This window comes from Burkholderia anthinoferrum (assembly GCF_002925705.1).
GTDB classification, from domain to species: Bacteria; Pseudomonadota; Gammaproteobacteria; order Burkholderiales; family Burkholderiaceae; genus Burkholderia; species Burkholderia semiarida.
Map to the genome: position 1 here is coordinate 213,237 of NZ_LFZP01000019.1, position 26,657 is coordinate 239,893.

The following is a 26,657-nucleotide window of genomic DNA, read 5'->3' on the forward strand; positions in this document are numbered from 1 at the left end:
CGTCCCCAGATACGCGCGCAAACCGCTGGCGCCAGGCGGTCGTCCTTCATGGGTCCGCCGGCATCGCGCGCCGGGCGCCGGCGTCACCCCTTTCCCGTTCAAGTAAGAGGAAACAGCATCCATGGCACACGAAACGATGAGCTTTCAGGCAGAGGTCAAGCAACTCCTCCACCTGATGATTCATTCGCTCTACAGCAACAAGGAAATCTTCCTGCGCGAACTGGTGTCGAACGCGTCCGACGCGGCCGACAAGCTGCGTTTCGAAGCGCTCGCGGACAACGCGCTGTACGAGAACGATCCGAACCTGCGCATCCGCATCGGCTTCGACAAGGCCGCGCGCACGATCACGATCGACGACAACGGCATCGGCATGAGCCGCGACGAGGCGATCGCGAACCTCGGCACGATCGCGCGTTCGGGCACCAAGGAATTCTTCACGAAGCTGTCGGGCGACCAGCAGAAGGACGCGGCGCTCATCGGCCAGTTCGGCGTCGGCTTCTACTCGGGCTTCATCGTCGCGGACAAGATCACCGTCGAAACGCGCCGCGCCGGCCTGCCGGCGAACGAGGCCGTGCGCTGGGAAAGCGCCGGCGAGGGCGATTTCACGATCGACGCGATCGAGCGCGCGCAGCGCGGCACGACGATCACGCTGCACCTGCGCGAAGGCGAGGACGACCTGCTGTCGTCGCACCGCCTGAAGTCGATCATCCAGAAGTACTCCGACCACATCGCGCTGCCGATCCTGATGCGCAAGGAAGAGTGGGATCAGGAAAAGGGCGAGATGGTCCTGAAGGACGAGGACGAAACCGTCAACCAGGCGAGCGCGCTGTGGACGCGTTCGAAGAGCGACGTCACCGACGAGCAGTACACGCAGTTCTACCAGCACATCGCGCACGACCACCAGGATCCGCTCACGTGGACGCACAACCGCGTCGAGGGCCGCAGCGAATACACGCAACTGCTGTTCGTGCCGGCGCGCGCGCCGTTCGACCTGTGGAACCGCGACTATCGCGGCGGCCTGAAGCTGTACGTGAAGCGCGTGTTCATCATGGACGACGCCGAGCAGCTGCTGCCGCAATATCTGCGATTCGTGAAGGGCGTCGTCGATTCGGCCGACCTGCCGCTGAACGTGTCGCGCGAGATCCTGCAGGAAAGCCGCGACGTGAAGGCGATCCGCGAAGGCGTGACCAAGCGCGCGCTGTCGATGCTCGAGGAACTCGCGAACGCGGAAGACGACGCCGGCAAGGAGAAGTACAAGACGTTCTGGCGCGCGTTCGGCCAGGTGCTGAAGGAAGGCGTCGGCGAGGATCACGCGAACCGCGAGCGCATCGCGAAGCTGCTGCGCTTCGCGTCGACGCACGGCGACACCGACGCGCAGGACGTGTCGCTCGCCGACTACGTGTCGCGCATGAAGCCCGAGCAGAGCAAGATCTACTACGTGACCGCCGATACGTGGCAGGCCGCGAAGAACAGCCCGCATCTGGAAGTGTTCCGCAAGAAGGGCGTCGAGGTGCTGCTGCTGACCGACCGCGTCGACGAATGGATGCTGTCGTTCCTGCATGAGTTCGACGGCAAGCCGCTCGCGAGCGTGGCCCGCGGCGATCTCGATCTCGGCGAGCTGAACGACGAGGAGAAGAAGGCGCAGGAGCAGGCCGGCGAGGCGATCAAGCCGGTCGTCGAGAAGATGAAGGAAGCGCTCGGCGACAAGGTGAAGGAAGTGCGCGTCACGTTCCGCCTGACCGATTCGCCGTCGTGCCTCGTCGCGGACGACAACGACATGAGCGGCTACCTGCAGCGGATGCTGAAGGCGGCCGGCCAGAACGCGCCGGCGATGCAGCCGATCCTCGAGATCAACCCGGAGCACGCGCTCGTGAAGCAGTTGAATGCCGACAGCGCCGATTTCGGCGACTGGTGCCATCTGCTGTTCGATCAGGCGCTGCTGGCCGAAGGCGGCATGCTCGACGATCCGGCGAGCTTCGTGAAGCGGACCAACGCGCTGCTGCTGTCGCGCGCCGCGTGAACGCGCGCATGCGATTCGACGGCGCGCAGGCCGGCTGGCGCGAGACGCCGCGGCCTGGCTGCACGCTCGACCAGCGCGACTGGCTGACGCGCGGCGGATCGCTGACCGCGCATCTCGCGCGGCTCGGCCGCGTGAACGTGCGCGTGACGCGCGAGGCCGTCGACTGTCCGTGGTTCGACGAGCCGGACGCGCTCGCCAGTTCGCCGCGCGCGCCGATGTGGGTGCGCGAGGTGATCCTGTCGGTCGACGGCACGCCGTACGTCGCCGCGCACAGCATCGCGCCGCTCGCGGCCAGCAAGGGTGTGTGGCAGGCCATGCGGCGGCTGCGCACGCGGCCGCTCGCGGAACTGCTGTACAGCGATCCGCAGGTCGAGCGCTCGGCGCTCGTCAGCCGGCGCGTGATCGCCGGTCATCCGTTGTATGCGCTCGCGAGCCATGCATTGCAGGGTGCGCGCGCGCCGCATGCGTTTGTTGCGCGGCGCTCGGTGTTCCAGCGTCACGGCAAGCCGCTGATGGTGACCGAGTGCATGTTGCCGGCGCTGTGGTGCCATCTCGCCGCGCACGGCGACGGGCCGCGATCCGTCGGGTCGTACGGAGACGCGTGATGCTGCAAGGCTTTCCGCCGGTCGTCGCGGCGAATACGCACACGATGATCCTCGGCAGTTTTCCGGGCGAGGCGTCGCTCGACGCCGCGCAGTATTACGCGCATCCGCGCAACCAGTTCTGGCGGCTGCTCGGCGCGGTGCTCGGCGAACCGACGCTGCATGAACTGCCGTACGACGCGCGGCTCGAGCGCGTGCTGTCGCACGGCATCGGCATCTGGGACGTCCTCGATGCGTGCCATCGCCAGGGCAGTCTGGATTCCGCGATCAGGAACGCGAAGCCGAACGACTTCGATTCGCTGCGCGCGCATGCGCCGTTGCTCAAGCGCGTGTGCTTCAACGGCAAGACGGCCGGGCGGTTCGCCGACGTGATCGGCCAGGCCGGGTACGAGACGCTCGTGCTGCCTTCGTCGAGCCCGGCGAATGCGATGCTGTCGTTCGAGCAGAAGCTGGAGCAGTGGCGCGGGATTCGTCCCTGAAACTCGTTGGATTCAGAGTATCCCGTGAAGCAGTATCAGGTGGACGGCAGCAGGTGGTCGAGTAGAGATACGGTTTCAATGAGTTCAGCAGTGAGCCGAACCAACTCGGCGGTCAGACTCGCTGGAAGATCTATGTTGCCCTCGTATTCGGCCGCATTGCGCCTGCGATGGCAGGTATCGAGCACGCGCCATTTTTCGGTCGGCCAGCCGATCGTGTGTTCGAGACACTGAAAGACCAGATATCGCTCGTCGCTCCGGTATCCGTGAGCCCGTAACGCGGCGTGAGCGGCATCGTAGGCGAGGATGAACTGGCTCTCCGTTGCCATTCCGTTGCTGCTTGTGACGGTATCGAGCAAGGTCCGAGCGAGCCGAGCAGATGCTCGAATTCGCCGCGGTTCGCCGGAAGGGGTTTGAGTTTTCCGATGCGTACGAGGTTATCCAATGCGGTCAATGTCGTCCTCGGTTCCTATAATCATCAGCTTCGGTTGGCGCAGCACTTCCGCGAGGAACGGATGACTTTTGCGTTTCCGTTCGAGAAATTCCTCGTGAGTGTATTGTGTGATCTGGACCGAGCGGCCGAGCTGTCTTTCAGCCGATTCGAGTGCGGCCATGATTTGTCCATAGCTGAGCGTCTCACTGACCAACATAACATCGACGTCGCTACCGGCATGGTCGCTGCCTTGGGCAACCGAACCGTATACAAAGGCGAGTTGTATCTCTGAGGTCAGCGGTGACAGCGCTTCGCGGAGCACTTCGACGACCCCGAAGGTTTTGAGGATGATGAGACGCAGCTCGCTGAAAATGGGGCTGCCGGCGAACGCTCGCACCTGTTTGAGATTGGCGATGCGTCTGGTTTCGATGAGGCCACCTTTTTCGAGACGATTCAGTTCACGCTGGACGCTGGCACTACCGAGACTGGTCAGCCGGATCAACTCCTTGACGTGAAACCACTGTTCGGGCTGCCCAAACAGGCAGGCCAGAATGGGTTGCTGTGCACTGGAAAAGAGGGCGTCGCCGAGCTTTGTCATAAGCCGTGAGAATAGCACGATCGAGCCAGAATTTAGCACGATCGAGCCAAATTTTAGCTCGATGAGCGACTGTTTCGGCGGATCTAGATAGCAGGGATATCGCGAGACGTTGGTGATGGCCACGGCGAGCCGTGATGGGCCAGATGTCAAATTGACCAAAATACCAACCAGTTCTGGCGGCTGCTCGGCGCGGTGCTCGGCGAACCGACGCTGCATGAACTGCCGTACGACGCGCGGCTCGAGCGCGTGCTGTCGCACGGCATCGGCATCTGGGACGTCCTCGATGCGTGCCATCGCCAGGGCAGTCTGGATTCCGCGATCAGGAACGCGAAGCCGAACGACTTCGATTCGCTGCGCGCGCATGCGCCGTTGCTCAAGCGCGTGTGCTTCAACGGCAAGACGGCCGGGCGGTTCGCCGACGTGATCGGCCGGGCCGGGTACGAGACGCTCGTGCTGCCTTCGTCGAGCCCGGCGAACGCGATGCTGTCGTTCGAGCAGAAGCTCGAACACTGGCGGCGAATCGTGCTTTGATCGGCCGGCGCTGCCGGTAGCCTGGACGGCCCGCGCATCGGAGCGATCGAAACGACGCTGTCGTCAGGTGGCGAATACGACTTCGATGTGCCCTTCGGCTTCCGACCGACGGTCGGGCCCGACGACGATCCGCACGTCGCGTCCGAGCTTCGCCAGGCATTCGAGCATCTTCGTTTCGCTCACGCCGCGAAACTGCCCGCGCAGCATGTTCGACAGCTTCGGCTGCGTGATGCCGAGCAGCCGGGCCGCGTGCTGCTGCGTCCATTGGCGTGCCTTGATGATTTCCGCGATCTTCGCGGCGAGTTGGGCCTTCACCCGCATTTCATCGGCATCGCGCATGCCCAGGTCCGCGTAGACGTTCCCGCTGCCCTGTTCGATTTCGATCATCGCCTTTCTCCTGTTGCGTGTGCTTCGGCTGCTTTCAGACGCGCGCGGATCAGATCGTTGTCCGGCTTCGGTGTCGCGATGCCGCTCGGCGATTTCTTCTGGAAACAGTGCAGCACGTAGACGCTGTTTCCAAGCTTCACCGTGTAGACCGCGCGGTACGTGCCGTTGTCTTCCGATTCCACGATCTCCAGCACGCCGGCCGAGCCGAATCCCGTCAAGGGCTCGGCCTGATCGTGCTTGCGCCCTGTCTGCGCGAGATACAGCGCATAGCCGAACGTGTCCTGCACGGTTTCGGGCATGACCTTCAAATCCTTGCGCGCCGAACCGAGCCAGTACAGCGGTTTGATGTATGGATCCATCGATGAATTTATCCCTATTTGGGTATATTTTCAAGGGCCGCGCAGGCATTCGGCGCGGCCGTTCGAATGCGGTGTCAGGAGCGGGCAGGCGAGAAGTGGCCACCGACGGGCGGTGGCGGTTCAGCAATCGGATGCTGCCGACGGGAAATGCGATGTGAACGCCCGGCCGGGCGGCCGTTGCTTCACATTGTTGCGTCGCGTGGAGAGTCGAGACAATTCAGCCGTTCGACAGAGCGCCGTCGCGGCGCATCGATGGCGGAAGGAAGGGCGTGGCTGACGAACCGCGACGCATGGGCTTGCGTGTCGCGTCGACGCTCAGTCGTCGTTGCCCCATCGCCAGCGGGGCTGCTCGCCCTTGAGCCAGCACACCGCAGTCAGCAGCGCGACCAGCACCACGAGGCAGGTGGCGTACACCACCGGCGACCGATGCGGCGGCACGAGCCAGGCACTCGCGATGACGCCGATCGCGATGGTCTCTTTTGCATCGCAATTGCGATACATTATCCCGTACGCCCATGTCGCCTGCAAGTCGCCCGAATGGCCAGTCGACCGACCGCTCTCGCCACCGGCGGCCCTGACCCCCACCAATGCTATCCTCTCGTCCGCTCATCCAGCATCACCCAGCATCACCCAGCGAGATTCAACCATCATGACCCGACTGATCAAGCGTGCGTCCGCCGAGGCGCGCGCGTTCAAGCAACGCCAGCCGTCCGCGTACAACGGCTCCGAAAAACTCCAGCCGCCGCGCGTGAAGCGCCGCCCGGACATCGACGAACACGACGACGTGCCGGTGCTCGAAGCGCCGCGCAAGCCGCGCTTCGCGCCCGTTACGTTCTCCGAAGAAGGCGGCGTGCGCTTCCTGCACTTCGGCACCGAGTGGGTGCAGGGCGCGATGCGGATCTCGAAGCCGCTGCATATCGAGCTCGAATACGCGCAGCAGATGATGGCGTGGCTGCTGTTCCTCGAAACGCCCGAGCGGATCGTCCAGCTCGGGCTCGGCACCGGCGCGCTGACGAAGTTCGCGCATCGTTTCCTGCCGCACGCGAAGGTCGAGGCCGTCGAGCTGAACCCGGCCGTGATCGTCGCCGCGCGCACGATGTTCGCGCTGCCGCCCGACGACGCACGCCTCGTCGTGCACGAAGCCGACGCATGGGATTTCGTCAACGATGCGGCCAACCGCGGCACGACCGGCGCGATCCAGATCGACCTGTACGACGCGACCGCGCGCGGCCCCGTGCTCGACAGCGTCGCGTTCTACCGCGCGGTGCGCGGCTGTCTGGCCGATGCCGGCATCGCGACGATCAACCTGTTCGGCGATCACCCGAGCTTCGTGCGCAACATGAAGCACCTGAACGCGGCGTTCGATCACCGCGTGATCGCGCTGCCGGAAGTGCACGACGGCAACCGGATCGCGATCGCGTTCTCGGGCCCGGCGCTCGACGTGCCGTTCGCGCAGCTCGACGCCCGCGCGAAGCTGATCGAGGACACGCTGAAGCTGCCCGCGCGCAAGTGGGTGAAAGCTTTGAAAGCAACGACCGGCGCACGCGACACGTCGTTCGCGATCTGACGCCGGAGGCACCGGCGCGGGCCGGTGCAGCCACGCGACAAGGGGCGGATCACCTCGGGTTCGCCCCCGCTTGACCGCGTGCTCGCGGCTCCTATACTGGCGCGAAGCCAGGGGAGCCGCAGCCTACCCGTGTTGCCGCTCCTCTCGGCGCCGTACCCGCTCAACAAGATCGATAACCGGGATAGAAGAGGAGACGTCATGGCTCACGATGCCGACGCCAACCGGGCCGCCAAGCGCTGGCTCTGGCTGCTGGTACTGCCGCTGATCGCGATGGTCTGGGTGCCGTCGTACAGCAAGATCGAGCCGCAATGGCTCGGTTTTCCGTTTTTCTACTGGTACCAGTTGCTTTGGGTCTTCATCAGCGCGGTGATCACCGCGTTCGTGTACTTCAAGACCAAGAACGCGTGGAAGGCGAGCGGCACGCAAGGAGGTGCGCAATGAATCTCGGCGCGACCTTCGTCTTCGTCCTGCTGTTCATCGGCGTCACGATCATCGGTTTCCTGGCCGCGAACTGGCGGCGCGGCGATCTCGCCCATCTCGACGAATGGGGCCTCGGCGGACGCCGCTTCGGCACGATCGTCACGTGGTTCCTGCTCGGCGGCGATCTCTACACGGCCTATACGTTCGTCGCGGTGCCCGCGCTCGTGTTCGGCGCCGGCGCGATGGGCTTCTTCGCGCTGCCGTACACGATCCTGATCTATCCGTTCGCGTTCGTCGTGTTCCCGAAGCTGTGGAGCATCGCGAAGCGGCACGGCTACGTGACGGCCGCCGATTTCGTCAACGCGCGCTACGGCAGCCGGATGCTCGCGCTCGCGATCGCGGTGACGGGCATCCTCGCGACGATGCCGTACATCGCGCTGCAGCTCGTCGGCATCGAGGTGGTGATCGGCGCGCTCGGTTTCGACACGACCGGCTTCGTCGGCGACCTGCCGCTGATCATCGCGTTCGCGATCCTCGCCGCGTACACGTACACGTCGGGGCTGCGCGCGCCCGCGATGATCGCGATCGTGAAGGACGTACTGATCTACATCACGATCGCGGCCGCCGTCATCGTGATTCCCGCGAAGCTCGGCGGCTTCGGGCACATCTTTTCCGCGGTGCCGCCCGCGAAGCTGCTGCTGAAGGCGCCCGACGCGGCGAGCCTGAACGGCTACAGCGCGTACGCGACGCTCGCGGTCGGCTCGGCGCTCGCGCTGTTCCTGTATCCGCACTCGGTCACGGCGATCCTGTCGTCGTCGTCGGGCAACTCGATCCGCCGCAACATGGCGATGCTGCCCGCATACTCGTTCGTGCTCGGCCTGCTCGCGCTGCTCGGCTACATGGCGCTCGCCTCCGGCGTGAAGGACATGCCGCAATACGCGCCGTACTTCAAGGCGTTCGGCCCGAACTTCGCGGTGCCCGCGCTATTCCTCGAGTACTTCCCGTCGTGGTTCGTCGGCGTCGCGTTCGCGGCGATCGGCATCGGCGCGCTGGTGCCGGCGGCGATCATGTCGATCGCGGCCGCGAACCTGTACACGCGCAACATCCACCGCGAGTTCGTGAACCGCAACATGTCGCACGACCAGGAAACGCACGTCGCGAAGCTCGTGTCGCTGATCGTGAAGGTGGGCGCGGTGGCGTTCATTCTCGGATTGCCGCTGACCTATGCGATCCAGCTGCAACTGCTCGGCGGGATCTGGATCATCCAGACGCTGCCGGCGATCGTGCTCGGCCTGTACACGCGCGTGCTCGACCATCGCGGGCTGCTCGCCGGCTGGGCGGCCGGCATCGTCTGCGGCACGTGGATGGCGATCTCGCTGAAGCTGGCGAGTTCGATCTTCACGATCCACCTGTTCGGCCTCGCGATTCCCGGCTACGCGGCCGTGTGGTCGCTGGTCGTGAACCTGGTGGTGTCGGTGGTCGTGAGCGTGCTGGTGCGCGCGATCGGCATGGCGCATGCGGAGGATCGCACGCGGCCGGAGGATTATCTCGACGTCGTCGAGGGTTGATGCGGGCCGAGCGCGGCGGCGTGCCGCGCTCGCGCCGCGCGGCAACGAAAACGCCCGCCACCGGGAGGTGGCGGGCGTTCGTTCTTGCGTCAGCCTTGTGCGCGTTTCGCGAGTTCCTCGCGCTGCGACAGGTCCTCGACGTTGACCATCCAGTGCACGCCGAAACGATCCTTCGCCATCCCGAAGCCGAGCGCCCAGAACGTCTTGCCGAACGGCATCGTCACTTCGCCGCCGTCCGCGAGCGCATTGAACAGCTTCAGGCCTTCGTCGACCGTCGCCGGGTTCAGCGACAGCGAGTAGCCGGCATGCGCGGCGCCGGCCGGCTGGCTGCAGTCCCCGTCCGAGCACATGATCATCGAGTCGCCGATCGTGAAGCTCGCGTGCATCACCTTGTCGGCCATCTCCGGCGACATCGGGTAATCGGGATTCGGCGGTGCGTCCTTGAAGTGCATCTTGAACACCGTCTTCGCGCCGAGCGCCTTTTCGTAGAACTGAAGGGCTTCGTCGGCACGACCGTAGAACGTCAGGTACGGTTGAACTTGCATCGTTGTCTCCTGTGGGTCGGGCAGGCGGATCGGCGCCGGCTCGGGTACTGCGGGGATTGACCGGGACGGGCGCGACGGGATGCGGCCGCCGCACTCGTGACGTGGATTGTAGTGCGCGTGCTCGACGATGGAATGAAAAATAAAAACGGCCGCGAACATGCAGTTCGCGGCCGTTCGTCGTGTCTGTTGACGGCTGTTGTCAGTCTTGCTGACAGATCAACCGACAGCCGTCACGCACGCGCGGTTCAGCGCAGCGCGTCGATCAGCTTCTCGAGCTTCACCGCGTCGGCGGCGAACACGCGGATGCCTTCGGCGAGTTTTTCGGTCGCCATCGCTTCGTCGTTCAACTGGAAGCGGAACGATGCCTCGTCGATCGCGACGCGCTCGGACGGCTTGTCCTGCAGCGTGTCCGGCGACAGCTTGCGGGCGACCGTCTCGTTGCTCTCCTGCAGCTTCTGCAGCAAATCGGGACTGATCGTCAGCAGGTCGCAGCCGGCGAGCTCGGTGATCTGGCTCGTCGTGCGGAAGCTCGCGCCCATCACTTCGGTCTTGTAGCCGAACGTCTTGTAGTACGTATAGATGCGGCGCACCGATTGCACGCCCGGATCGTTCGCGCCGCCGTCCTTCGCTTCATTCCATTCCGCGCCGGCCTGCTTCTTGTACCAGTCGTAGATGCGGCCGACGAACGGCGAGATCAGTTGCGCGCCGGCTTCCGCGCACGCGGCGGCCTGCACGAGCGAGAAAAGCAGGGTCATGTTGCACTTGATCCCTTCCTTCTGCAGCACCTCGGCCGCGCGGATGCCTTCCCACGTCGACGCGAGCTTGATCAGGATGCGCTCGCGGCCGACGCCGGCCGCTTCGTACAGCTTGATGAGCTCGCGACCCTTGTCGATCGAGCGCTGCGTGTCGAACGACAGGCGTGCGTCGACCTCGGTCGACACGCGGCCCGGGATCAGCTTCAGGATTTCGGTGCCGAATGCGATCAGCAGGCGGTCGATGATGAAATCGGTGCTTTCGTTGCGGTGATCGCGGACGGTTTTCTCGAGGATCGGCTTGTACGCATCCTTCTGGACGGCCTTCAGGATCAGCGACGGGTTCGTGGTCGCGTCCTGCGGCTTGTATTGCGCAAGCTGCTGGAAGTCGCCCGTGTCGGCGACGACGGTCGTGTACTGCTTCAGCTGGTCGAGTGCGGTAGTCATGGCGATTCGGAAGAAGAGCGCGGGGCGCCGGGTTCTCACGGGCCGCGCGAGCGCGGCGGCGAAGCGAAGCGGCGCCGGGCGCCGCTTCCGATCCATCATTTTAGGCCCGATTCGTGTCGGGCACGTTTTGGCGTGCCGGGCGCGCGCCGCGGCAGGCTGCGAGCCGCGTCACGCGGGGCGCCGCGCGTTCAGGATCACCTGCGTGACGACGCCCGCGACGAGCCCCCAGAACGCGGAGCCGATCGACAGCAGCGTGAGGCCCGAAGCCGTGACCATGAACGTGACGAGCGCCGCTTCGCGCTGCTTCACGTCCTGCATCGCGTTCGCGAGCCCGCTCATGATCGAGCCGAACAGCGCGAGCGCCGCGACCGACACGACGAGCGCCTTCGGCAGCGCCGCGAACAGCGCGGCGATCGTCGCGCCGAAGACGCCGGCGATCAGGTAGAACGTGCCGCACCACACGGCGGCCGTGTAGCGCTTCGCGTGATCCTCGTGCGCTTCCGGGCCCGTGCAGATGGCGGCCGTGATCGCCGCGAGGTTCACGCCGTGCGAGCCGAACGGCGCGAGCAGCAGCGACGCGAGGCCGGTCGTCGCGATCAGCGGCGACGACGGCGTCGAATAGCCGTCCGCGCGCAGCACCGCGATGCCCGGCACGTTCTGCGACGCCATCGCGACGACGAACAGCGGAATGCCGATGCTGACGATCGACGCGATCGAGAACGCGGGCATCGTGAACACGGGCTGCGCGAGCGCGATGTGGAAGCGGCTGAAGTCGAGCAGCCCGAGGCCGCCGGCCACCGCCGTGCCGACGATCAGCGTCGTCGGAATCGCATAGCGCGGCGCGAGCCGCTTGACGATCAGGTAGGTGAAGAACATCGCGAGCACGAGCGCGGTCTGGAACTGCGCGGCGCGGAAGATCTCGATGCCGATCTCGAACAGGATGCCCGCGAGCAGCGCGGCCGCGATGCCGGCCGGAATCCGCTTCATCAGCGTGTCGAACAGCCCGCTCACGCCGACGGCCGTCAGCAGCAACGCGCACACGACGAACGCGCCGATCGCCTCGCGGTAGGGCACGCCGGGCAGCGACGCGATCAGCAGCGCGGCGCCGGGCGTCGACCACGCGACGACGACGGGCGCGCGAAAGCGCAGCGACAGGCCGATGGTCGTCAGCGCCATGCCGATCGACAGCGCCCAGATCCACGACGAGATCTGCGCGTCGGTGAGGTGGGCGGCGCGGCCGGCCTGGAACATCAGCACGAGCGAGCTCGTGTAGCCGGTCATCATCGCGACGAAGCCGGCGACGAGCGCGGACACGGACGTATCGGCGAAAAAGCGGCGGCCGCCGGCGCGGCTGGCGCTCGCGGTGGGCGAAAGGTTCATGCTCTCTCCGGGGCGGCCGCTCGGACGCGGCCTGGGTATCTGCGGGTGGGTGTCGTTACTTGCTGAGTGCGCGCATCGCGGTTTCGAGGCCCGCGAGCGTGAGCGGATACATGCGCTGGCCGAGCACGTCGCGAATGATCGCGATCGATTGCCGGTATTCCCATAGCCGCTCGGGCTCCGGGTTCAGCCATGCATGGTGGGGGAACTGGTCGGCGAGACGGCGCAGCCACACGGCGCCGGCTTCCGGGTTGTTGTATTCGACCGAGCCGCCGGGCTGCAGCACCTCGTACGGGCTCATCGTCGCGTCGCCGACGAAGATCAGCTTGTAGTCGGGCGTGAACTTGTGCAGCACGTCCCACGTCGCGGTGCGCTCCGAGTGACGGCGGCGATTGTTCTTCCACAGGTGGTCGTACACGCAGTTGTGGAAGTAGAAGAATTCGAGGTGCTTGAACTCGGCCTTCGCGGCCGAGAACAGCTCTTCGGTGCGCTTGATGTGGTCGTCCATCGACCCGCCGACGTCGAGCAGCATCAGCACCTTCACGTTGTTGTGGCGCTCGGGCACCATCCGCAGATCGAGCCAGCCGGCGTTCGCGGCCGTGCTGCGGATCGTGCCGGGCAGGTCGAGCTCCTCGGCCGCGCCTTCGCGCGCGAAGCGGCGCAGCCGCCGCAGCGCGACCTTGATGTTGCGCGTGCCGATCTCGACCGAATCGTCGTAGTCGCGGTAGGCGCGCGCCTCCCACACCTTCACCGCGGTGCGGTTGCCGTTCGACGGGCCGCCGATGCGCACGCCTTCCGGGTTGTAGCCGCCGTGCCCGAACGGCGACGTGCCGCCCGTGCCGATCCACTTGTTGCCGCCTTCGTGGCGTTCCTTCTGCTCGTCGAGCAGCGCCTTCAAACGCTCCATCAGCTTGTCGAGGCCGCCCATCGCGTCGATCTGCGCCTTCTCCTCGGCCGACAGCTCGCGCTCGAGGCGCTTCTCGAGCCAGTCGAGCGGGATGTCGAACGCCTCGGACGGCAGGGCGGACACGCCGTGGAAATACGCGCCGAACGCCTGGTCGAACTTGTCGAAATATTGCTCGTCCTTGACGAGCGTCATCCGCGCGAGGAAGTAGAACGCGTCGATCGACGGCGAGATCAGCCCGGCCTTCAGCGCTTCGAGCAGCGTCAGGTATTCCTTCACCGAGACGGGCAGCTTGGCTGCGCGCAGCGCGTAGAAGAAATTGAGCAGCATGGCCGGGCCTTCGCGGGTGGGTTACCGGTTGTGCCGGTTCATGTAGACGAGCCGTTCGAGCAGGCTCAGATCCTGCTCGTTCTTCAGCAGCGCGCCCGCGAGCGGCGGCACGATCTGCTTCGCGTCCGCGCCGCGCAGCGCGTCGGCCGGGATGTTCTCGGCGAGCAGCAGCTTCAGCCAGTCGAGCAGCTCGGACGTCGACGGCTTCTTCTTCAGGCCCGACACGCCGCGCAACTCGAAGAAGCTCTCGAGCGCCGCGCGCAGCAGTTCCTCGCGGATGTTCGGGAAGTGCACCGCGACGATCTTCTGCATCGTCGACGGGTCCGGAAACTGGATGTAGTGGAAGAAGCAGCGGCGCAGGAACGCGTCGGGCAGCTCCTTCTCGTTGTTCGACGTGATGATGACGAGCGGGCGGTGCTTCGCGCGGATCGTCTCGCGCGTCTCGTACACGTGGAATTCCATCCGGTCGAGCTCGCGCAGCAGGTCGTTCGGGAATTCGATGTCGGCCTTGTCGATTTCGTCGATCAGCAGCACGCTCGGGCGCTCGGCGTCGAACGCCTGCCACAGCACGCCCTTGACGATGTAGTTCGCGATGTCCTTCACGCGCGCGTCGCCGAGCTGCGAATCGCGCAGCCGCGATACGGCGTCGTATTCGTACAGGCCCTGCTGCGCCTTGGTGGTCGACTTGATGTGCCACTGCAGCAGCGGCATGTCGAGCGCGGCGGCCACTTCCTCGGCGAGCATGGTCTTGCCGGTGCCGGGCTCGCCCTTGATCAGCAGCGGGCGTTGCAGCGTCAGCGCGGCATTGACCGCGAGCTTCAGATCGTCGGTGGCGACGTAGTGCGAGGACCCTTCGAAACGCATGGCGGCGCTCTTCTTCATCGGGAAAAAAACCCAGTATAAGTCAGAAGGGCTGTGCGGGCGGGCCGCGCCCGCGTATCGTTGCGGGGCTGCGGCGGGGCGAGCCGGGGGCGCCGTATGGACGCGTTCCCCGCCGACGCGGTACAATCTGGCCGTTTTTTTTGGCCTGCGTGGCGACCGACAAGCAAAACGGCGCGGGCCGTTGCCGCTTCGGCGCCAGTTTCCCCTCAAGCTAGGTTACAAGAGCTATGAACAAATTCGTCGGCAAACACGTCGTTGTCGCAGCGCTCGTGGCGCTCGCGGGCAGCGCGCAGGCGGCCGGTGTGGTCGGCAACCCGAAGGACGGGGCGAGCAAGGCCGCCATGTGCATCGGTTGCCACGGCATCCAGGACTACCGCGCGGCGTACCCGGAGGTCTACCGGGTGCCTGTCCTCGGCGGCCAGAACCAGCAATACCTCGAGAACGCGCTGAAGGCCTACCGCAAGAAGGATCGTCACTTCCCGTCGATGAATGCGATCGCCGGCTCGCTGACCGACCAGGACATCGCGGATCTGTCGGCGTACTACGCCGCCCAGAAGGCCGACACGAAGGACAACCCCTACAAGTAAAGCGCGCGCCGCCGATCTCTCCGGCGGGACAGGAGCATTCATGAACAACGCATTCAAGACGGCGGCGGTTGCACTGGTGGCCGGCCTCGCGATCGGTACCGCCCACGCCGCGGACATCTCGAAGGGCAAGGAACTGGTCGAATCGCACAACTGCGCGGCCTGCCACGGCGCGCAACTGAACAAGCCGATCAACGCGGAGTACCCGCGTCTGGCCGGCCAGCACGCCGACTATCTCGTGTGGGCGATGCGCCAGTACCAGATGGGGCTGACGAACCCGCTGCTCGGTCGCAACAACGCGATCATGCAGGCGCAGGTCCAGAACCTGTCGGTCAGCGACATGAAGGACATCGCGTCCTACATCGAGTCGCTGAAGGAAACCGACCTCGTATTCAAGAAGTAAGCGCGACGGGCCTCACGGGCTCGCGCAGCAAGCATGCCCCGCCTCGGCGGGGTATTTTTTTGCCCGCTCCACGGGGCCGCCGGCGCAGGCCGGGGTGCCGGCCGGGCCGCTCAGTCGCGCGACGCGCGGCGCAGGATGCGCTGCAGGTACGCGTCGGTATCGGGCGGTGTGTTCGTCCGCTGCGCCTCCCAGATCGTCTCGCCGAGGCATTCCATGATCGCGTGCTGCGCATCGTGGGTCGAGTCGAGCTTCGCGGCCAGCTTGTCGTGCGCGGCGCGGATGCCGGGCGGCTGGTCGATCGACAACTGCTCGCTGATCGCGAGGTGCATCGACAGGTGCAGGAACGGGTTCGTGCGGCCTTCCTCGGGCGTGTAGTTGCGCGCCGCCGCGCCGTCGGCGTCGGCCAGTTCGTCGTGGTATTCGGGATGCTCGACGATCCAGTCGGCTGCGATCGCTTCCAGCGGCGTCAGGATCTCGCCCGCGCGCTGTTTGCGCCAGGTCTCGGTGAAAAAGCGACGCACGTCGTCGCGGCTTGGATTGAACATGGTGGGAAAACGTCGTGATTCGGGCGGCGTCATGCCGCGTCGGGCATTGTACGCCGGCGCGGCGGACGGCGCTGGCGGTGGCCTCGGGCGGCTGGAGGCGCGCGGCACGGCGCGGGTCGTTGCGGCCGCCCGTCGCGCAACGGGTAAGCGCGGGCTAGGCTCGCCGCCGCCGCGCCGCTACACTCCGACGATTCCCGCCACGGCGCCTTGCTCGCCCGCTTTGACCATGACCGCCACCGTCCGCTCATCGTCCGCCGCCCTGCAGGGCGCGCTCTACGTCGCGTTGTCCGCCGCCGCGTTCGGCGCGATGGCGATTTTCGGCCGCTATGCGTACGCGGCCGGCGTCGACGTGCTCGGGCTGCTGATCGTGCGCTTCGCGATCGGCGGCGCGGTGCTCGCCGCCATCGCGCGGCAGCGCGGCGTCGCATGGCCGCGCGGCCGCGCGCTCGTGCCGCTCGTCGCGATGGGCGCGCTCGGCTACGTCGGGCAGTCGTTCTGCTATTTCAGCGCGCTGCAGCACGCGCAGGCGAGCCTCGTCGCGCTACTGCTGTACCTGTATCCGGCGTTCGTCACGCTGCTGGCCGCGTGGTGGCTCGGCGAGCGGCTGACGCGCGCGAAGGCCGTCGCGCTGGTGCTGTGCGTCGCGGGTTCGGCGCTGATGGTCGGCGGCGGGCACGGCGAGCCGCTCGGGATCGCGCTCGCGCTGGCCGCCGCGGTGATCTACTCGCTGTACATCGTCGGCGGCACCAAGGCGACGCGCGGCGTCGATCCGCTCGCGACCACCGCGATCATCTGCCTGTCGGCCACCGCGACGCTCGTCGCGATCGCCGTCGTGCGAACGGCGGCGTTCGGCGCGCCGCCGCGGTGGCCCGCGACGGCCGGCGGCTGGGCATCGATGCTCGCGATCGCGCTGGTGTCGACGGTGGCGGCCATGCTCGCGTTCTTCGCCGGGCTCGAGCGGCTCGGGGCCGCGCGCACGTCGATGCTGTCGACGCTCGAACCGGTCGTGACGGTCGCGCTCGCGGCGCTGCTGTTCGGGGAAGCGTTGTCGCCGCTGCAGTGGGCCGGCGGTGTCGCGATCCTGGCGGCCGTGCTGGCGCTCGTGCGTGCGGGCGGCGCGGCCGCCGACGACGCGACGGCGACGTCCAACGCGTAGTCGGGAAGGGGGGCACGCCGCCGGCGCCGCGGCGACGCCGGCCGGTTGTCGCGCGTGGCCCGGGCGGCCGGCGCGGCGCGTCGATACGTCAGCCGCGGCTGATGCTCACTCGTTGGGCGGCGGCGTCTTCGGCCGGAATTCGCACAGCGGTTCGATCGCGCAGTGCCAGCATTCGGGCCGGCGGGCCTTGCACACGTAGCGCCCGTGCAGGATCAGCCAGTGATGCGCATCCTGCAGGAATTCCTTCGGCGTGAACTTCTCGAGCGCGGCTTCGACGGCCCGCACGTCCTTGCCCGGCGCGAGCCCGGTGCGATTCGCGACGCGGAAGATATGCGTGTCGACCGCGATCGTCGGCTGGCCGAACGCGGTGTTCAGCACGACGTTCGCGGTCTTGCGGCCGACGCCCGGCAAGCCTTCGAGCGCTTCGCGATCGGCCGGCACCTCGCCGTCGTAGCGCTCGAGCAGGATCCGGCACGTCGCGACGACGTTCTTCGCCTTGGTGCGATAGAGGCCGATCGTCTTGATGTACTCGGTGACGCCTTCCTCGCCAAGCGCGACGATTTGTCGCGGGGTATTCGCGACCGGAAACATTTTCCGCATCGCCTTGTTGACCGACACGTCGGTCGCCTGCGCGGACAGCATCACGGCGATCAGCAGTTCGAACGGCGTCGAGTATTCGAGCTCGGTGGTCGGATGCGGATTGAGGCTCTGCAGCGTTTCGTAGATCGCGCGTCGTTTGCTGGCGTTCATGGAGCGTTCTGGTCGGGCGGCGTGGACGGGCCGTCCGGATCGTCGTTGTCGTGGTCGCCGCCGCCCGACGCGGCATCGGCGTCGCGCTGCGCCTGCTGTTCGGCGAGCCGCTTGCGGCGGGCCTCGGCCGCGTCGATCTGCGCCTGGACGGCCGCGCTCACGCCTTCGGTGTTCTTCGGCCCGGCGCCTTGCCCGGACAGTTCTTCCTTCTTTTTGCGCGCGCGTTCGAGCGCGGCGGCGATGATCGCGCGTTTCTTCGCTTCGGCGTCGTCGGCCGGTGCGGCGGCCGGCGCGCCTGGCTGCACGGCGGAGGGTTTCGCGGCCGGCTTCGCGGTACTCGCGGCGCGGCGGGCCGCGGCGCGCGCTTCGGCGGCCTCGCGCTCGCGACGCTGGCGCGCGAGCCGCAGATCGTGGCGCTCGCGCGCGGCGTCGGCCTGCTCCTGCGACCACGCATCCCAGCCCGTGCGATCGCCGGTCACCGGCAGCATCGCGATGCAGTCGACCGGGCACGGCGGCACGCACAGGTCGCAACCGGTGCACAGCGACGCGACGATCGTGTGCATCTGCTTCGGCGCACCGACGATCGCGTCGACCGGGCACGCCTGCATGCACAGCGTGCAGCCGATGCACAGGTTTTCGTCGATGAACGCGACCGCGCGCGGATGTTCGCTGCCGTTCACGGGGTTCAGCGGAATCACCGGCTTGCCGAGCAGGCGCGCGAGGCGCGCGATGCCTTCGGCGCCGCCGGGCGGGCACTGGTTGTAGTTCGCGTCGCCGGCGGCGATCGCCTCGGCGTACGGACGGCAGCCGTTATAGCCGCACTTCGTGCATTGCGTCTGGGGAAGCAGATCTTCGATGCGATCCGCGAGTGTTTTGGAATCGGTCACGGTGACAACAGGCTGACAACGGGCGCCGCGGCGCCGAATGGCTCTCGGCCGCGTCGGGCGCGGCCGGAAAGGTTTGCCAAAGCTCGATTATCGCCGATTTCCCGCATTGCGCTGGACGCCGTCTATGCGCATAATCGAACCGCTTTTTTGCAGGGGCTCAGCAGGAGGGTGGCCGCCCGCGGCGCGCCCGTTCCAGGGCGGCCGGCGCCGAGGCGGTGGGGGTGCCGGTCCGGATCAAGCGGCTCACATAGCAAAACGCCACCATGAATCAGCCAAAAATCAAAAGAGATCCTGAAGGTACGCGCCGCCGCATCCTGATGGCGGCTGCCGAAGAGTTCGCGAATGGAGGGCTGTTCGGCGCGCGCGTCGATCAGATCGCGCGCCGGGCCGAAACGAACGAGCGCATGCTCTATTACTACTTCGGCAGCAAGGAGCAGCTCTTCACCGCCGTGCTCGAACACGCGTTCTCCGCGCTGACGGAGGCCGAGCGCGTGCTGGATCTCGATGGCGTCGCGCCGGTCGAAGCCGTCACGCGGCTCGCGCATTTCGTGTGGGATTACTACCGCGACCATCCGGAGCTGCTGAGGCTCATCAACAACGAGAACCTGCACGAAGCGCGCTATCTGCACAAGTCGACGCGGATCCGCGAGATGATGTCGCCGATCGTCGCGAAGCTCGGCAACGTGCTGATGCGCGGCCAGAAGGCCGGGCTGTTCCGCAGCGACGTCGATCCGCTGCGCTTCTACGTGACGCTGTCGGGGCTCGGCTACTACATCGTGTCGAACCGCTTCACGCTCGCCGCGACGCTCGGCCGCGACTTCACCGATACCGACGAGCGCGCGGAGATGGTCCGGATGAACACCGAGGTGCTGCTCGCGTATCTGCTGCGGCGCTGACGCGACGCATGGAGGAGCCGGTGCGCCGCTGGTTCGCGGCCGCGCCCGGATAAGAAAACGCCGCCGTGCGCAAGCTACGGCGGCGTTTTTGCGTCGGAGCGCGGTGTGTCAGGCGGCCTTGCGGGCTCGCATGGCTTTGGTGCGCGGGCTGCCTGCCGCGCGTTTCGCGGCCGGCGCGGCCTTGGCGGCGGGCGCGACCGTCACGGCCGGCGCCTTCGCGCGCGTGCCGCGCGTGCGTTTGGCGGCGGTGGCGCGCACCGCCGTTTCCGGTTCCGGCTCCGGCTTGGCGGCCGGCACGACGCCGATCGCGGTCGCATCCTGCGCATCGACCGGCAACTTCGCCGCGCCGTTCTTCGGCTCCGGCGCATGCTCGCGAATGAAGTCGCGCAATTGCGGGTAGATGATCGTGCGCCAGCGGCGGCCCGAGAAGATCCCGTAGTGGCCGCACTTCTCGGCGGTCAGGCTGCGGCGATCGTCTTGCGGGATGCCCGTGCACAGCTCGTGCGCGACGTGCGTCTGGCCGCTACCCGAGATGTCGTCGAGTTCGCCCTCGATCGTCATCAGTGCGGTGTGCTTGATGTCCTGCGGCCGCACACGCTCGCCCTCGACGTCCCACGTGCCTTCCGCGAGCCGGAATTCCTGGAACACGACGCGGATCGTCTCGAGGTAATACTCGGCGGCCATGTCGAGCACCGCGTTGTACTCGTCGTAGAAGCGGCGGTGCGCTTCGGCGTCGTCCTCGTCGCCGCGCAGCAGGCTCTGGTAGAAATCCCAATGCGATTGCGCGTGCCGCTCCGGGTTCATCGCGACGAAGCCCGTGTGCTGAAGGAAGCCCGGATAGACCTGGCGGCCTTCGCCCGGATAGTTCGCGGGCACCGTGTGGATCACGTTGTTCTCGAACCACGAGGTCGAGTGCTGCGTCGCGAGCGAGTTCACGGAAGTGGGGCTGCGGCGCGCGTCGATCGGGCCGCCCATCATCGTCATCGTGAGCGGCGTGTCCTCGCCGCGGCTCGCCATCAGCGAAATCGCCGCGAGCACGGGCACCGTCGGCTGGCATACCGAGATCACGTGCAGGTTGCGCGCGCCGATGTGACGGATGAATTCCTGGATGTACGCGATGTAGTCGTGCAGGTGGAACGGGCCGACCTCGACCGGCACCATCCGCGCGTCGATCCAGTCGGTGATGTAGACCTTGTGATCCTGCAGCAGCGTGCGCACCGTGTCGCGCAGCAGCGTCGAGTGGTGGCCCGACAGCGGCGCGCAGACCAGCACGACCGGTTCGTCCTTCAGTTGCGTGACGGCGTCGGCGTCGTCCGAATAGCGCTTGAAGCGCAACAACCGGCAGAACGGCTTCTCGATGATCGTCTGCTCGACGATCGGGATGTTGTGGCCGTCCTTGACGATCTGGTGAATGTTGAATTCCGGCTTTTCGTAGTCCTTGCCGAGCCGATACATCAGCTCATAGGCGGCCGCCATCCGCGGTGCGCCGGGCATCAGCGAGAACGGGCTCGACGGATTCGCGAACGACTTCGACGCGGCCTGGGCCCAGGCCGTGAGCGGGCTCAGCATGGCCCGCTGGAATTCGTGCAATTGGTAAAGCATGCAGACTACTCCCGCGTGGGGGACGGTGCGCAAGGGCGGCGTGGGGCGTCGCGGCGTGCCGTGTGGGTCAGCGACCGGCCATGTTGCAATGCAGCCGGACAATCGTGTCGATCATATCGGACAACGATCGGTGTTGCAATGCAACATTTCCTCGGGTTTTCATCAAAGTTTTGCGAATTGACGATCTCTGAACAAGGCTTCCCGGCCGCCGCTCAGCGGCCGGTGGCCACGGCCGGCGCGGGCTGGCCGGCCGCGCGCGCCATCGCGTCTTCGTGGTGCATCAGATTCATCGCGGTATGCACGAGCGCCACGTGCGAGAACGCCTGCGGGAAGTTGCCGACGAGCCGGCCGGCCACCGGGTCGTATTCCTCCGCGAGCAGCCCGAGGTCGTTCGACAGCGCGAGCAGCCGGCTGAACAGCCGATGCGCGTCGTCGATCCGGCCGAGCAGCGCGTAGCTGTCGACCAGCCAGAAGCTGCACGCGAGAAACGTGCCTTCGCCGGGCGGCAGGCCGTCGTCGTATTCGGTCGTGCGGTAGCGCATCACGAGCCCGTCGTGCAGCAATTCCCGTTCGATCGCATCGACCGTGCCGACGATGCGCGGATCTTCCGGCGGCAGGAAGCCGAGCTGCGGCAGCAGCAGCACGCTCGCGTCGAGCTCGTCGCTGCCGTAGCTCTGCGCGAACGCCTGCTTGCCTTCGTGCCAGGCGTTCGTGCAGACGTCCGCGTGGATGCGCTCGCGCAGCGCGCGCCAGCGGTCGAGCGAGCCGGGCAACCGGAACATTTCCGCCGACTTGATCGCGCGGTCGAACGCGACCCACGCCATCACCTTCGAGAACGTGAAATGGCGGCGGCCGCCGCGCGTTTCCCAGATCCCTTCGTCGGGCTCCTGCCAGATCTTCTCGAGATGGTCGAGCAGCGCGCACTGCACGGACCAGACCGTGTCGTCGGCCTGCAGGCCGCCCACGCGCGCGAGGTGCAGCGCGGCCATCACCTCGCCGAACACGTCGAGCTGGAGCTGGTTCGCGGCGCCGTTGCCGACGCGTACCGGCAGCGAATCCTGGTAGCCGGGCAGCCAGTCGAGCTCCATTTCCGGCAGCCGGCGCTCGCCGGCGATCCCGTACATGATCTGGATCTGCTCGGGCGAGCCGGCCATCACGCGGCCGAGCCACGTGCGCCACGCGCGCGCCTCGTCGTAGTAGCCGCCGCGCATCAGCGCGAGCAGCGTGATCGTCGCGTCGCGCAGCCAGCAGTAGCGGTAGTCCCAGTTGCGGTTGCCGCCGATCTTCTCGGGCAGCGACGTGGTCGGCGCGGCGACGATACCGCCGGTCGGCTCGTACGCGAGCGCCTTCAGCGTGATCAGCGAGCGGCGCACGGCGGCCGCGTAGCGGCCCTGCACCTGGCAGCGGCCCGACCATTCGAGCCAATAGTTCTCCGTGCGCGCGAGCATCGACAGCGGGTCGCGCGCGGGCGGCAGCCGCATGTGCGACGCCGCGTAGCCGAGCGAGAACGGCACGCGCTCGTCGGCGCGGACCGTGAATTCCGCGAGCGTATGGAGGTTCTTGCCGGTGAGCGGCACCGGCGTGCGCAGCACGACGGTATCGGGGCCGGCGATGGCCTTCATGCCGTCCTCGCGGGTCAGTTGCGTCACCCACGGAATCGAGAAACCGTAGTCGAAGCGCAACACGAGCTCCATGCGCATCTTCATCGTGCCGTGGCGGCCGACGACGATCCGCACCAGTTCGGACCAGCCGTTGCCGGGCGGCATGAAGTCGATCACGGTGACGGCGCCGTCGGCGCTTTCGTAATCGGTTTCGAGAATCAGCGTGTCGCCGCGGTAGCGGCGCGTCGTGTGCGTGATCGCGGCGTCGGCGGCCGGAGCAAGCAGCCAGCGGCCGTGCTCGGGCGTGCCGAGCAGCGCCGCGAAGCAGGCGCCCGAATCGAAGCGGGGCCAGCACAGCCAGTCGACGGAGCCGTCTTTTGCGATCAGCGCGGCCGTGTGGCCGTCGCCGACGAGGGCGTAGTCTTCGATCAGGGCGGGCATGGGCAGGCGATCCTTGGGTATTCGAATTCACAATGCGGACGTCGGCGGCCCGGACTTCACGCCCGGGCGCCGCGCCCCGTATACTCGGCCCGGCGGCGGAGCGCATGAACGGCCGGCGTTTCGTCCTATCTCAACACTTGAAGCGACTCGATGCAAGGAGGATTCAATGCCCAACCGTTTACGGGAGCGTGACGCACGCGCTTCGACACGAGGGTTCCCGCTTAGGTTCGCTCACTGGATGAAAGGTTTCGCGATCGTGCTTTCCCTGTCCGCGACCCATGCATTCGCGCAGCAATCGTCCGCCCCGGCCGACGGCGTCTACAACCTGCTCGTCGGCACCTATACGGCAGGCGGCAGCGACGGGATCTACGTTTACCGCTTCGACACCAGGACGGGCAGCGTCGCGCCGGTGTCGTCGGCGAAGACCGTGAATCCGTCGTATCTGTTGCCGAGCCGCGACGGTCGCACCGTCTACGCGGTCAACGAGCTGCCCGGCGACGACGGGCCCGCGACGCAGCGCGGCGGCGTCAGCGCGTTCCGCTTCGACGCGAAGACGGGCGCACTCAGCTTCATCGACCGCGTATCGTCGGAGGGGAACGACCCTTGCTATCTCGCGCTGTCGCCGGACGGCAAGTACCTCGTCACCGCCAACTACTCGGTCGCGGCCGACCCGGGCGGCAGCTTCGCGGTGTTTCCGCTGCGCGACGACGGCGCGGCCGGCCAGGCCGTGCTGACCGTCCACCACGAAGGCACCGGGCCCGTGAAGGGCCGCCAGGACGGCGCGCACGTGCATTCGACGGTGTTTTCGCCGGACGGCCGCTACCTGTTCGTGCAGGATCTCGGCGCGGACAAGATCTACGGCTACCGCTACACGGTGGACGGCAGCCGCGGGCTGATCAGCCCGACCGACACGCGCTACACGCCGGTGAAGGCCGGCTCGGGCCCGCGTCACATGGTGTTCGGCGCCGACGGCCGCTTCGCTTACGTGACGAGCGAGCTCAACGCGTCGGTCGAGGTGTTCGGCTATCACGACGGCAAGCTGACGCCGGTCCAGACGGTGCCGATGACGGCGCCGGGCTTCAAGGGCAAGGTCGGCGGCGGCGCGATCCACCTGTCGCCGGACGGGCGCTTCCTGTACGCGAGCAACCGCGGCGACGCGAACGACCTCGTGATCTACGCGGTGAACAAGGCCGACGGCCGGCTCAAGCACGTCGGCCGCCAGTCGAGCCTCGGCAAGACGCCGCGCGAGTTCCTGATCGATCCGACCGGCAAGTGGCTGATCGTCGGCAACCAGGACAGCGACACGTTCTACGTGTTCAGCCGCGATGTCGAAACGGGGCAACTCGGCGCGAATCCGCAGAAGGTCGCGGTCGCCAAGCCGGTCGACTTCAAGCTGGTGCCGGTCGAGCAGTAAATCCCGGTCGATTCCCGGCCGATGCAAGAAGGGCGCTGCCGATGCAGCGCCCTTCGTATTTGGGGCAGCCGCTTGCGCGGCGCGCCTGTATCGATGAATCGCGGCCGGCGGGCCGCCGGCCTCAGTCGGCCGCGGCCGGCACGAGCACCTCGCGGCTGCCGTTGATGCCCATCGCCGACACGAGGCCCGCCGTTTCCATCTGCTCGACGAGGCGCGCCGCGCGGTTGTAGCCGATGCGCAATTGCCGCTGCACCGACGAGATCGACGCGCGCCGCGTGCGCACGACGAACGCGACGGCTTCGTCGTACAGCGGATCGGCTTCCGCATCCGGCGCGTCGCCGAACAGGTCCTGCGTCGCGCCGTCGGCGGCCGGGCCGTCGAGGATGCCTTCCTCGTACTGCGGCTCGCCGAACTGCTTCAGATACTCGACGATCCGGTGCACTTCCTCGTCGGCGACGAACGCGCCGTGCACGCGCTGCGGATAACCGGTGCCCGGCGGCAGGAACAGCATGTCGCCCATCCCCAGCAGCGACTCCGCGCCCATCTGGTCGAGGATCGTGCGCGAATCGATCTTCGACGATACCTGGAACGCGACGCGCGTCGGGATGTTCGCCTTGATGAGGCCGGTGATCACGTCCACCGACGGACGCTGCGTCGCGAGGATCAGGTGGATGCCGGCCGCGCGCGCCTTCTGCGCGAGGCGGGCGATCAGTTCCTCGATCTTCTTGCCGGCGACCATCATCAGGTCGGCCAGCTCGTCGATCACGACGACGATCAGCGGCAGCGTCGACAGCGGCTCCGGATCGTCGGGCGTCAGCGAGAACGGGTTGCCGATCTTCTTTTCCTTCGCTTGCGCGTCGCGGATCTTCTGGTTGAAGCCCGCGAGGTTGCGCACGCCGACGGCCGACATCAGCCGGTAGCGTTTCTCCATTTCGCCGACGCACCAGTTCAGCGCGTTCGCCGCGAGCTTCATGTCGGTGACGACCGGCGCGAGCAGGTGCGGGATGCCTTCGTAGACCGACAGCTCGAGCATCTTCGGGTCGATCATGATGAGCCGCACGTCTTCCGGCGTCGCCTTGTACAGCAGCGACAGGATCATCGCGTTGATCGCGACCGACTTGCCCGAACCCGTCGTGCCGGCCACCAGCATGTGCGGCGCCTTCGCGAGATCGGTGACGACCGGGTGGCCGGTGATGTCCTTGCCCATCGCGATCGTCAGTTGCGACGGCGAATGCTGGTACTGGCGCGATTCGAGAATCTCCGACAGGCGGATCATCTGGCGCTTCGCGTTCGGCAGTTCGAGGCCCATGCAGGTCTTGCCGGGGATCGTCTCGACGACGCGGATCGACGTGAGGCCGAGGCCGCGCGACAGGTCCTTCATCAGCCCGACGATCTGGCTGCCGCGCACGCCGAGCGCGGGTTCGATCTCGAAGCGCGTGATCACGGGGCCGGCCGATGCGCCGACCACCGTCACCGGCACCTTGAATTCCTGCAGTCGCTGTTCGATCACCTGCGCGGTTTGCGCGAGGTGTTCCTCGGTGATCGTTTCGACGTCGTCGGACGCAGGCTCGAGCAGGTCGAGCGTCGGCAGTTCGACGTTGAACGACGCAGGTGCGTGGAATTCGAACGCGTTCGGGCGCGGCTGACGGGCGGGGGCCGGGGCCGGTTCGGTGGCCTCGATCGCCTGGGTGGCCGGTGCGCCGATCGGTGCGACAGTGGGCGGTGTCGGCGCGGCAACGACGGCCGCCGGCGGAGGCGGGAGGTTCGCGCCGGGGAGGGCCGTTGCCGGCGGTGCCGTGATCGGCGCCTCGGCCACGTCGTGCGACATGGACCAGCCCGACGACGTGGCGCCAGCGGCAGGCGGTGTCGTGAACGTCCGCGTTGCGACCGTGGCAGGGTCGAACGCGATCGACGGGGTCTGCGTCGCGGCGGTCGCATCGATCGACATCAGCGGTCCGGTTGCGGCGGCAGGCAAGCCCGTGACCGGGTGAGCCGGCGTGGCGGCGAGCGCGGCTGTCGGCGCGATCGCGCTGAAGGATGGCGACGTCGTGGCGGAAACGGCCGGCGACGCGGGAAGGGCGATGGCCGGCTGCGGAGCGACGGCGCCGGATGAGCCGGGTGAGCCGGGTGAGCCGGATGGAGCGGACGTCGTCGTACCGGTCGAGGTGATCGTCGTGTCG

26 protein-coding genes and 2 pseudogenes are annotated in these 26,657 nt (G+C 67.0%); 12 read left to right on the forward strand and 16 right to left on the reverse strand.

Features of this window, described 5'->3' with window-relative positions; all coding sequences use genetic code 11:
• Positions 1 to 121: 121 nt before the first annotated feature.
• The 3 genes from htpG to C5F75_RS06125 are packed head-to-tail and all read left to right on the forward strand — an operon-like array spanning position 122 to position 3,101.
• Positions 122 to 2,020, forward strand: a complete 1,899-nt coding sequence (gene htpG / locus C5F75_RS06115; protein WP_059583737.1) for a molecular chaperone HtpG — start codon at positions 122 to 124, stop codon at positions 2,018 to 2,020.
• Positions 2,021 to 2,028: 8 nt separating this feature from the next.
• Positions 2,029 to 2,625 (forward strand): chorismate--pyruvate lyase family protein, encoded by a 597-nt coding sequence (locus C5F75_RS06120; RefSeq protein ID WP_104011994.1) that lies wholly within the window; start codon positions 2,029 to 2,031, stop codon positions 2,623 to 2,625.
• Positions 2,625 to 3,101: a DNA-deoxyinosine glycosylase gene (locus C5F75_RS06125; RefSeq protein ID WP_104011975.1), complete on the forward strand. Its 477-nt coding sequence runs from the start codon at positions 2,625 to 2,627 to the stop codon at positions 3,099 to 3,101. Before C5F75_RS06120 ends, C5F75_RS06125 begins: the two co-directional genes overlap by 1 nt.
• 35 nt (positions 3,102 to 3,136) lie before the next feature.
• Here C5F75_RS06125 and C5F75_RS06130 read toward each other — a convergent pair whose 3' ends face one another.
• Together C5F75_RS06130 and C5F75_RS06135 are read right to left on the reverse strand one after the other, a co-directional pair.
• The gene (locus C5F75_RS06130) at positions 3,137 to 3,457 is read right to left on the reverse strand and encodes a hypothetical protein (protein ID WP_258048543.1); all 321 of its coding nucleotides are present in this window, start codon (positions 3,455 to 3,457) and stop codon (positions 3,137 to 3,139) included.
• Positions 3,458 to 3,535: 78 nt separating this feature from the next.
• Positions 3,536 to 4,345 (reverse strand): nucleotidyltransferase domain-containing protein, encoded by an 810-nt coding sequence (locus tag C5F75_RS06135; RefSeq protein WP_316252110.1) that lies wholly within the window; start codon positions 4,343 to 4,345, stop codon positions 3,536 to 3,538.
• Between C5F75_RS06135 and C5F75_RS06140 the strand changes: the two are divergent.
• Positions 4,295 to 4,660, forward strand: a pseudogene (locus tag C5F75_RS06140) (DNA-deoxyinosine glycosylase); the annotation flags it as partial. The gene C5F75_RS06135 and the pseudogene C5F75_RS06140 sit on opposite strands and share 51 nt — an antisense overlap.
• 63 nt (positions 4,661 to 4,723) lie before the next feature.
• On the opposite strand, the gene C5F75_RS06145 reads toward C5F75_RS06140, so the two are convergent.
• The 3 genes from C5F75_RS06145 to C5F75_RS06155 form a co-directional block, all read right to left on the reverse strand.
• Positions 4,724 to 5,047 (reverse strand): helix-turn-helix domain-containing protein, encoded by a 324-nt coding sequence (locus C5F75_RS06145; protein ID WP_060966820.1) that lies wholly within the window; start codon positions 5,045 to 5,047, stop codon positions 4,724 to 4,726.
• On the reverse strand, positions 5,044 to 5,406 hold the full coding sequence (locus C5F75_RS06150) for a type II toxin-antitoxin system RelE/ParE family toxin (RefSeq protein ID WP_104011976.1): 363 nt from the start codon (positions 5,404 to 5,406) through the stop codon (positions 5,044 to 5,046). Before C5F75_RS06150 ends, C5F75_RS06145 begins: the two co-directional genes overlap by 4 nt.
• A 315-nt stretch (positions 5,407 to 5,721) precedes the next feature.
• Positions 5,722 to 5,907 (reverse strand): hypothetical protein, encoded by a 186-nt coding sequence (locus C5F75_RS06155; protein ID WP_104011977.1) that lies wholly within the window; start codon positions 5,905 to 5,907, stop codon positions 5,722 to 5,724.
• A gap of 148 nt (positions 5,908 to 6,055) precedes the next feature.
• Between C5F75_RS06155 and C5F75_RS06160 the strand changes: the two genes are divergently transcribed.
• From C5F75_RS06160 to mctP, 3 genes are all read left to right on the forward strand, one after another.
• Positions 6,056 to 6,973, forward strand: coding sequence for a class I SAM-dependent methyltransferase (locus tag C5F75_RS06160; protein ID WP_059583726.1), 918 nt, complete (start codon positions 6,056 to 6,058; stop codon positions 6,971 to 6,973).
• 198 nt (positions 6,974 to 7,171) lie between these two features.
• Positions 7,172 to 7,414 (forward strand): DUF3311 domain-containing protein, encoded by a 243-nt coding sequence (locus C5F75_RS06165; protein ID WP_006490660.1) that lies wholly within the window; start codon positions 7,172 to 7,174, stop codon positions 7,412 to 7,414.
• Positions 7,411 to 8,961, forward strand: coding sequence for a monocarboxylate uptake permease MctP (gene mctP / locus C5F75_RS06170; RefSeq protein WP_060010270.1), 1,551 nt, complete (start codon positions 7,411 to 7,413; stop codon positions 8,959 to 8,961). Before C5F75_RS06165 ends, mctP begins: the two co-directional genes overlap by 4 nt.
• A gap of 89 nt (positions 8,962 to 9,050) precedes the next feature.
• On the opposite strand, the gene C5F75_RS06175 is transcribed toward mctP, so the two are convergent.
• The 5 genes from C5F75_RS06175 to C5F75_RS06195 form a co-directional block, all read right to left on the reverse strand.
• Positions 9,051 to 9,506 carry a VOC family protein gene (locus C5F75_RS06175; RefSeq protein ID WP_104011978.1) on the reverse strand — a complete coding sequence of 152 codons (456 nt, stop codon included), beginning with the start codon at positions 9,504 to 9,506 and terminating at the stop codon, positions 9,051 to 9,053.
• A 245-nt stretch (positions 9,507 to 9,751) separates the two neighbouring features.
• Positions 9,752 to 10,705, reverse strand: a complete 954-nt coding sequence (gene tal, locus C5F75_RS06180; protein ID WP_059583766.1) for a transaldolase — start codon at positions 10,703 to 10,705, stop codon at positions 9,752 to 9,754.
• Positions 10,706 to 10,873: 168 nt separating this feature from the next.
• Positions 10,874 to 12,085, reverse strand: a complete 1,212-nt coding sequence (locus C5F75_RS06185; protein WP_099316677.1) for a benzoate/H(+) symporter BenE family transporter — start codon at positions 12,083 to 12,085, stop codon at positions 10,874 to 10,876.
• A gap of 55 nt (positions 12,086 to 12,140) precedes the next feature.
• Positions 12,141 to 13,316, reverse strand: coding sequence for a vWA domain-containing protein (locus tag C5F75_RS06190; protein WP_060311987.1), 1,176 nt, complete (start codon positions 13,314 to 13,316; stop codon positions 12,141 to 12,143).
• Positions 13,317 to 13,337: 21 nt separating this feature from the next.
• The gene (locus C5F75_RS06195) at positions 13,338 to 14,180 is read right to left on the reverse strand and encodes an AAA family ATPase (RefSeq protein WP_104011995.1); all 843 of its coding nucleotides are present in this window, start codon (positions 14,178 to 14,180) and stop codon (positions 13,338 to 13,340) included.
• A 245-nt stretch (positions 14,181 to 14,425) separates the two neighbouring features.
• Here C5F75_RS06195 and C5F75_RS06200 point away from each other — a divergent pair, with 245 nt between their 5' ends.
• A complete protein-coding gene (locus C5F75_RS06200; protein WP_006478192.1) occupies positions 14,426 to 14,785 on the forward strand; it encodes a c-type cytochrome in 360 nt (119 codons plus the stop codon).
• Positions 14,786 to 14,825: 40 nt separating this feature from the next.
• Positions 14,826 to 15,185, forward strand: coding sequence for a c-type cytochrome (locus tag C5F75_RS06205; protein ID WP_104011979.1), 360 nt, complete (start codon positions 14,826 to 14,828; stop codon positions 15,183 to 15,185).
• 110 nt (positions 15,186 to 15,295) lie between these two features.
• On the opposite strand, the gene C5F75_RS06210 is transcribed toward C5F75_RS06205, so the two are convergent.
• Positions 15,296 to 15,763, reverse strand: a complete 468-nt coding sequence (locus tag C5F75_RS06210) for a DUF1841 family protein (protein WP_371090871.1) — start codon at positions 15,761 to 15,763, stop codon at positions 15,296 to 15,298.
• A 193-nt stretch (positions 15,764 to 15,956) separates the two neighbouring features.
• Here C5F75_RS06210 and C5F75_RS06215 point away from each other — a divergent pair, with 193 nt between their 5' ends.
• Entirely contained in the window at positions 15,957 to 16,886 is a 930-nt protein-coding gene (locus C5F75_RS06215) for a DMT family transporter (RefSeq protein ID WP_060311989.1), read from the forward strand.
• Between the two features lie 105 nt (positions 16,887 to 16,991).
• Here the strand turns inward: C5F75_RS06215 and nth are convergent, their stop codons facing one another.
• Together nth and rsxB are read right to left on the reverse strand one after the other, a co-directional pair.
• Complete coding sequence (gene nth / locus C5F75_RS06220) at positions 16,992 to 17,636, reverse strand: endonuclease III (protein WP_006478196.1); 645 nt, start codon at positions 17,634 to 17,636, stop codon at positions 16,992 to 16,994.
• Entirely contained in the window at positions 17,633 to 18,523 is an 891-nt protein-coding gene (gene rsxB / locus C5F75_RS06225) for an electron transport complex subunit RsxB (RefSeq protein WP_104011980.1), read from the reverse strand. Before rsxB ends, nth begins: the two co-directional genes overlap by 4 nt.
• 263 nt (positions 18,524 to 18,786) lie before the next feature.
• Between rsxB and C5F75_RS06230 the strand changes: the two genes are divergently transcribed.
• On the forward strand, positions 18,787 to 19,419 hold the full coding sequence (locus tag C5F75_RS06230) for a TetR family transcriptional regulator (protein WP_059583716.1): 633 nt from the start codon (positions 18,787 to 18,789) through the stop codon (positions 19,417 to 19,419).
• A gap of 108 nt (positions 19,420 to 19,527) precedes the next feature.
• Here C5F75_RS06230 and C5F75_RS06235 read toward each other — a convergent pair whose 3' ends face one another.
• Entirely contained in the window at positions 19,528 to 21,021 is a 1,494-nt protein-coding gene (locus tag C5F75_RS06235; protein WP_059583714.1) for a polyhydroxyalkanoate depolymerase, read from the reverse strand.
• A gap of 212 nt (positions 21,022 to 21,233) precedes the next feature.
• On the reverse strand, positions 21,234 to 23,063 hold the full coding sequence (locus C5F75_RS06245) for a glycoside hydrolase family 15 protein (RefSeq protein WP_104011981.1): 1,830 nt from the start codon (positions 23,061 to 23,063) through the stop codon (positions 21,234 to 21,236).
• Positions 23,064 to 23,229: 166 nt separating this feature from the next.
• On the opposite strand from C5F75_RS06245, the gene C5F75_RS06255 reads away from it, so the two are divergent.
• Positions 23,230 to 24,477, forward strand: coding sequence for a lactonase family protein (locus C5F75_RS06255; RefSeq protein WP_104011982.1), 1,248 nt, complete (start codon positions 23,230 to 23,232; stop codon positions 24,475 to 24,477).
• 121 nt (positions 24,478 to 24,598) lie between these two features.
• Here the strand turns inward: C5F75_RS06255 and C5F75_RS37595 are convergent.
• Positions 24,599 to 26,110, reverse strand: a pseudogene (locus C5F75_RS37595) (DNA translocase FtsK); the annotation flags it as partial.
• Between the last annotated feature and the right edge of the window lie 547 nt (positions 26,111 to 26,657).

Bases quoted from the DNA above. Each gene is read 5' to 3' on its own strand.
- htpG (WP_059583737.1), top strand. From the start codon at position 122: ATGGCACACGAAACGATGAGCTTTCAGGCAGAGGTCAAGCAACTCCTC.
- C5F75_RS06215 (WP_060311989.1), top strand. From the start codon at position 15,957: ATGACCGCCACCGTCCGCTCATCGTCCGCCGCCCTGCAGGGCGCGCTC.
- C5F75_RS06195 (WP_104011995.1), bottom strand. From the start codon at position 14,180: ATGCGTTTCGAAGGGTCCTCGCACTACGTCGCCACCGACGATCTGAAG.
- C5F75_RS06175 (WP_104011978.1), bottom strand. From the start codon at position 9,506: ATGCAAGTTCAACCGTACCTGACGTTCTACGGTCGTGCCGACGAAGCC.
- C5F75_RS06255 (WP_104011982.1), top strand. From the start codon at position 23,230: ATGCCCAACCGTTTACGGGAGCGTGACGCACGCGCTTCGACACGAGGG.
- C5F75_RS06200 (WP_006478192.1), top strand. From the start codon at position 14,426: ATGAACAAATTCGTCGGCAAACACGTCGTTGTCGCAGCGCTCGTGGCG.
- C5F75_RS06150 (WP_104011976.1), bottom strand. From the start codon at position 5,406: ATGGATCCATACATCAAACCGCTGTACTGGCTCGGTTCGGCGCGCAAG.
- mctP (WP_060010270.1), top strand. From the start codon at position 7,411: ATGAATCTCGGCGCGACCTTCGTCTTCGTCCTGCTGTTCATCGGCGTC.
- C5F75_RS06165 (WP_006490660.1), top strand. From the start codon at position 7,172: ATGGCTCACGATGCCGACGCCAACCGGGCCGCCAAGCGCTGGCTCTGG.
- C5F75_RS06160 (WP_059583726.1), top strand. From the start codon at position 6,056: ATGACCCGACTGATCAAGCGTGCGTCCGCCGAGGCGCGCGCGTTCAAG.
- C5F75_RS06125 (WP_104011975.1), top strand. From the start codon at position 2,625: ATGCTGCAAGGCTTTCCGCCGGTCGTCGCGGCGAATACGCACACGATG.
- C5F75_RS06185 (WP_099316677.1), bottom strand. From the start codon at position 12,085: ATGAACCTTTCGCCCACCGCGAGCGCCAGCCGCGCCGGCGGCCGCCGC.
- C5F75_RS06245 (WP_104011981.1), bottom strand. From the start codon at position 23,063: ATGCCCGCCCTGATCGAAGACTACGCCCTCGTCGGCGACGGCCACACG.
- nth (WP_006478196.1), bottom strand. From the start codon at position 17,636: ATGAACGCCAGCAAACGACGCGCGATCTACGAAACGCTGCAGAGCCTC.
- C5F75_RS06190 (WP_060311987.1), bottom strand. From the start codon at position 13,316: ATGCTGCTCAATTTCTTCTACGCGCTGCGCGCAGCCAAGCTGCCCGTC.
- C5F75_RS06120 (WP_104011994.1), top strand. From the start codon at position 2,029: ATGCGATTCGACGGCGCGCAGGCCGGCTGGCGCGAGACGCCGCGGCCT.
- C5F75_RS06205 (WP_104011979.1), top strand. From the start codon at position 14,826: ATGAACAACGCATTCAAGACGGCGGCGGTTGCACTGGTGGCCGGCCTC.
- tal (WP_059583766.1), bottom strand. From the start codon at position 10,705: ATGACTACCGCACTCGACCAGCTGAAGCAGTACACGACCGTCGTCGCC.
- C5F75_RS06235 (WP_059583714.1), bottom strand. From the start codon at position 21,021: ATGCTTTACCAATTGCACGAATTCCAGCGGGCCATGCTGAGCCCGCTC.
- C5F75_RS06230 (WP_059583716.1), top strand. From the start codon at position 18,787: ATGAATCAGCCAAAAATCAAAAGAGATCCTGAAGGTACGCGCCGCCGC.
- C5F75_RS06135 (WP_316252110.1), bottom strand. From the start codon at position 4,345: ATGCAGCGTCGGTTCGCCGAGCACCGCGCCGAGCAGCCGCCAGAACTG.
- C5F75_RS06155 (WP_104011977.1), bottom strand. From the start codon at position 5,907: ATGTATCGCAATTGCGATGCAAAAGAGACCATCGCGATCGGCGTCATC.
- C5F75_RS06145 (WP_060966820.1), bottom strand. From the start codon at position 5,047: ATGATCGAAATCGAACAGGGCAGCGGGAACGTCTACGCGGACCTGGGC.
- C5F75_RS06210 (WP_371090871.1), bottom strand. From the start codon at position 15,763: ATGACGCCGCCCGAATCACGACGTTTTCCCACCATGTTCAATCCAAGC.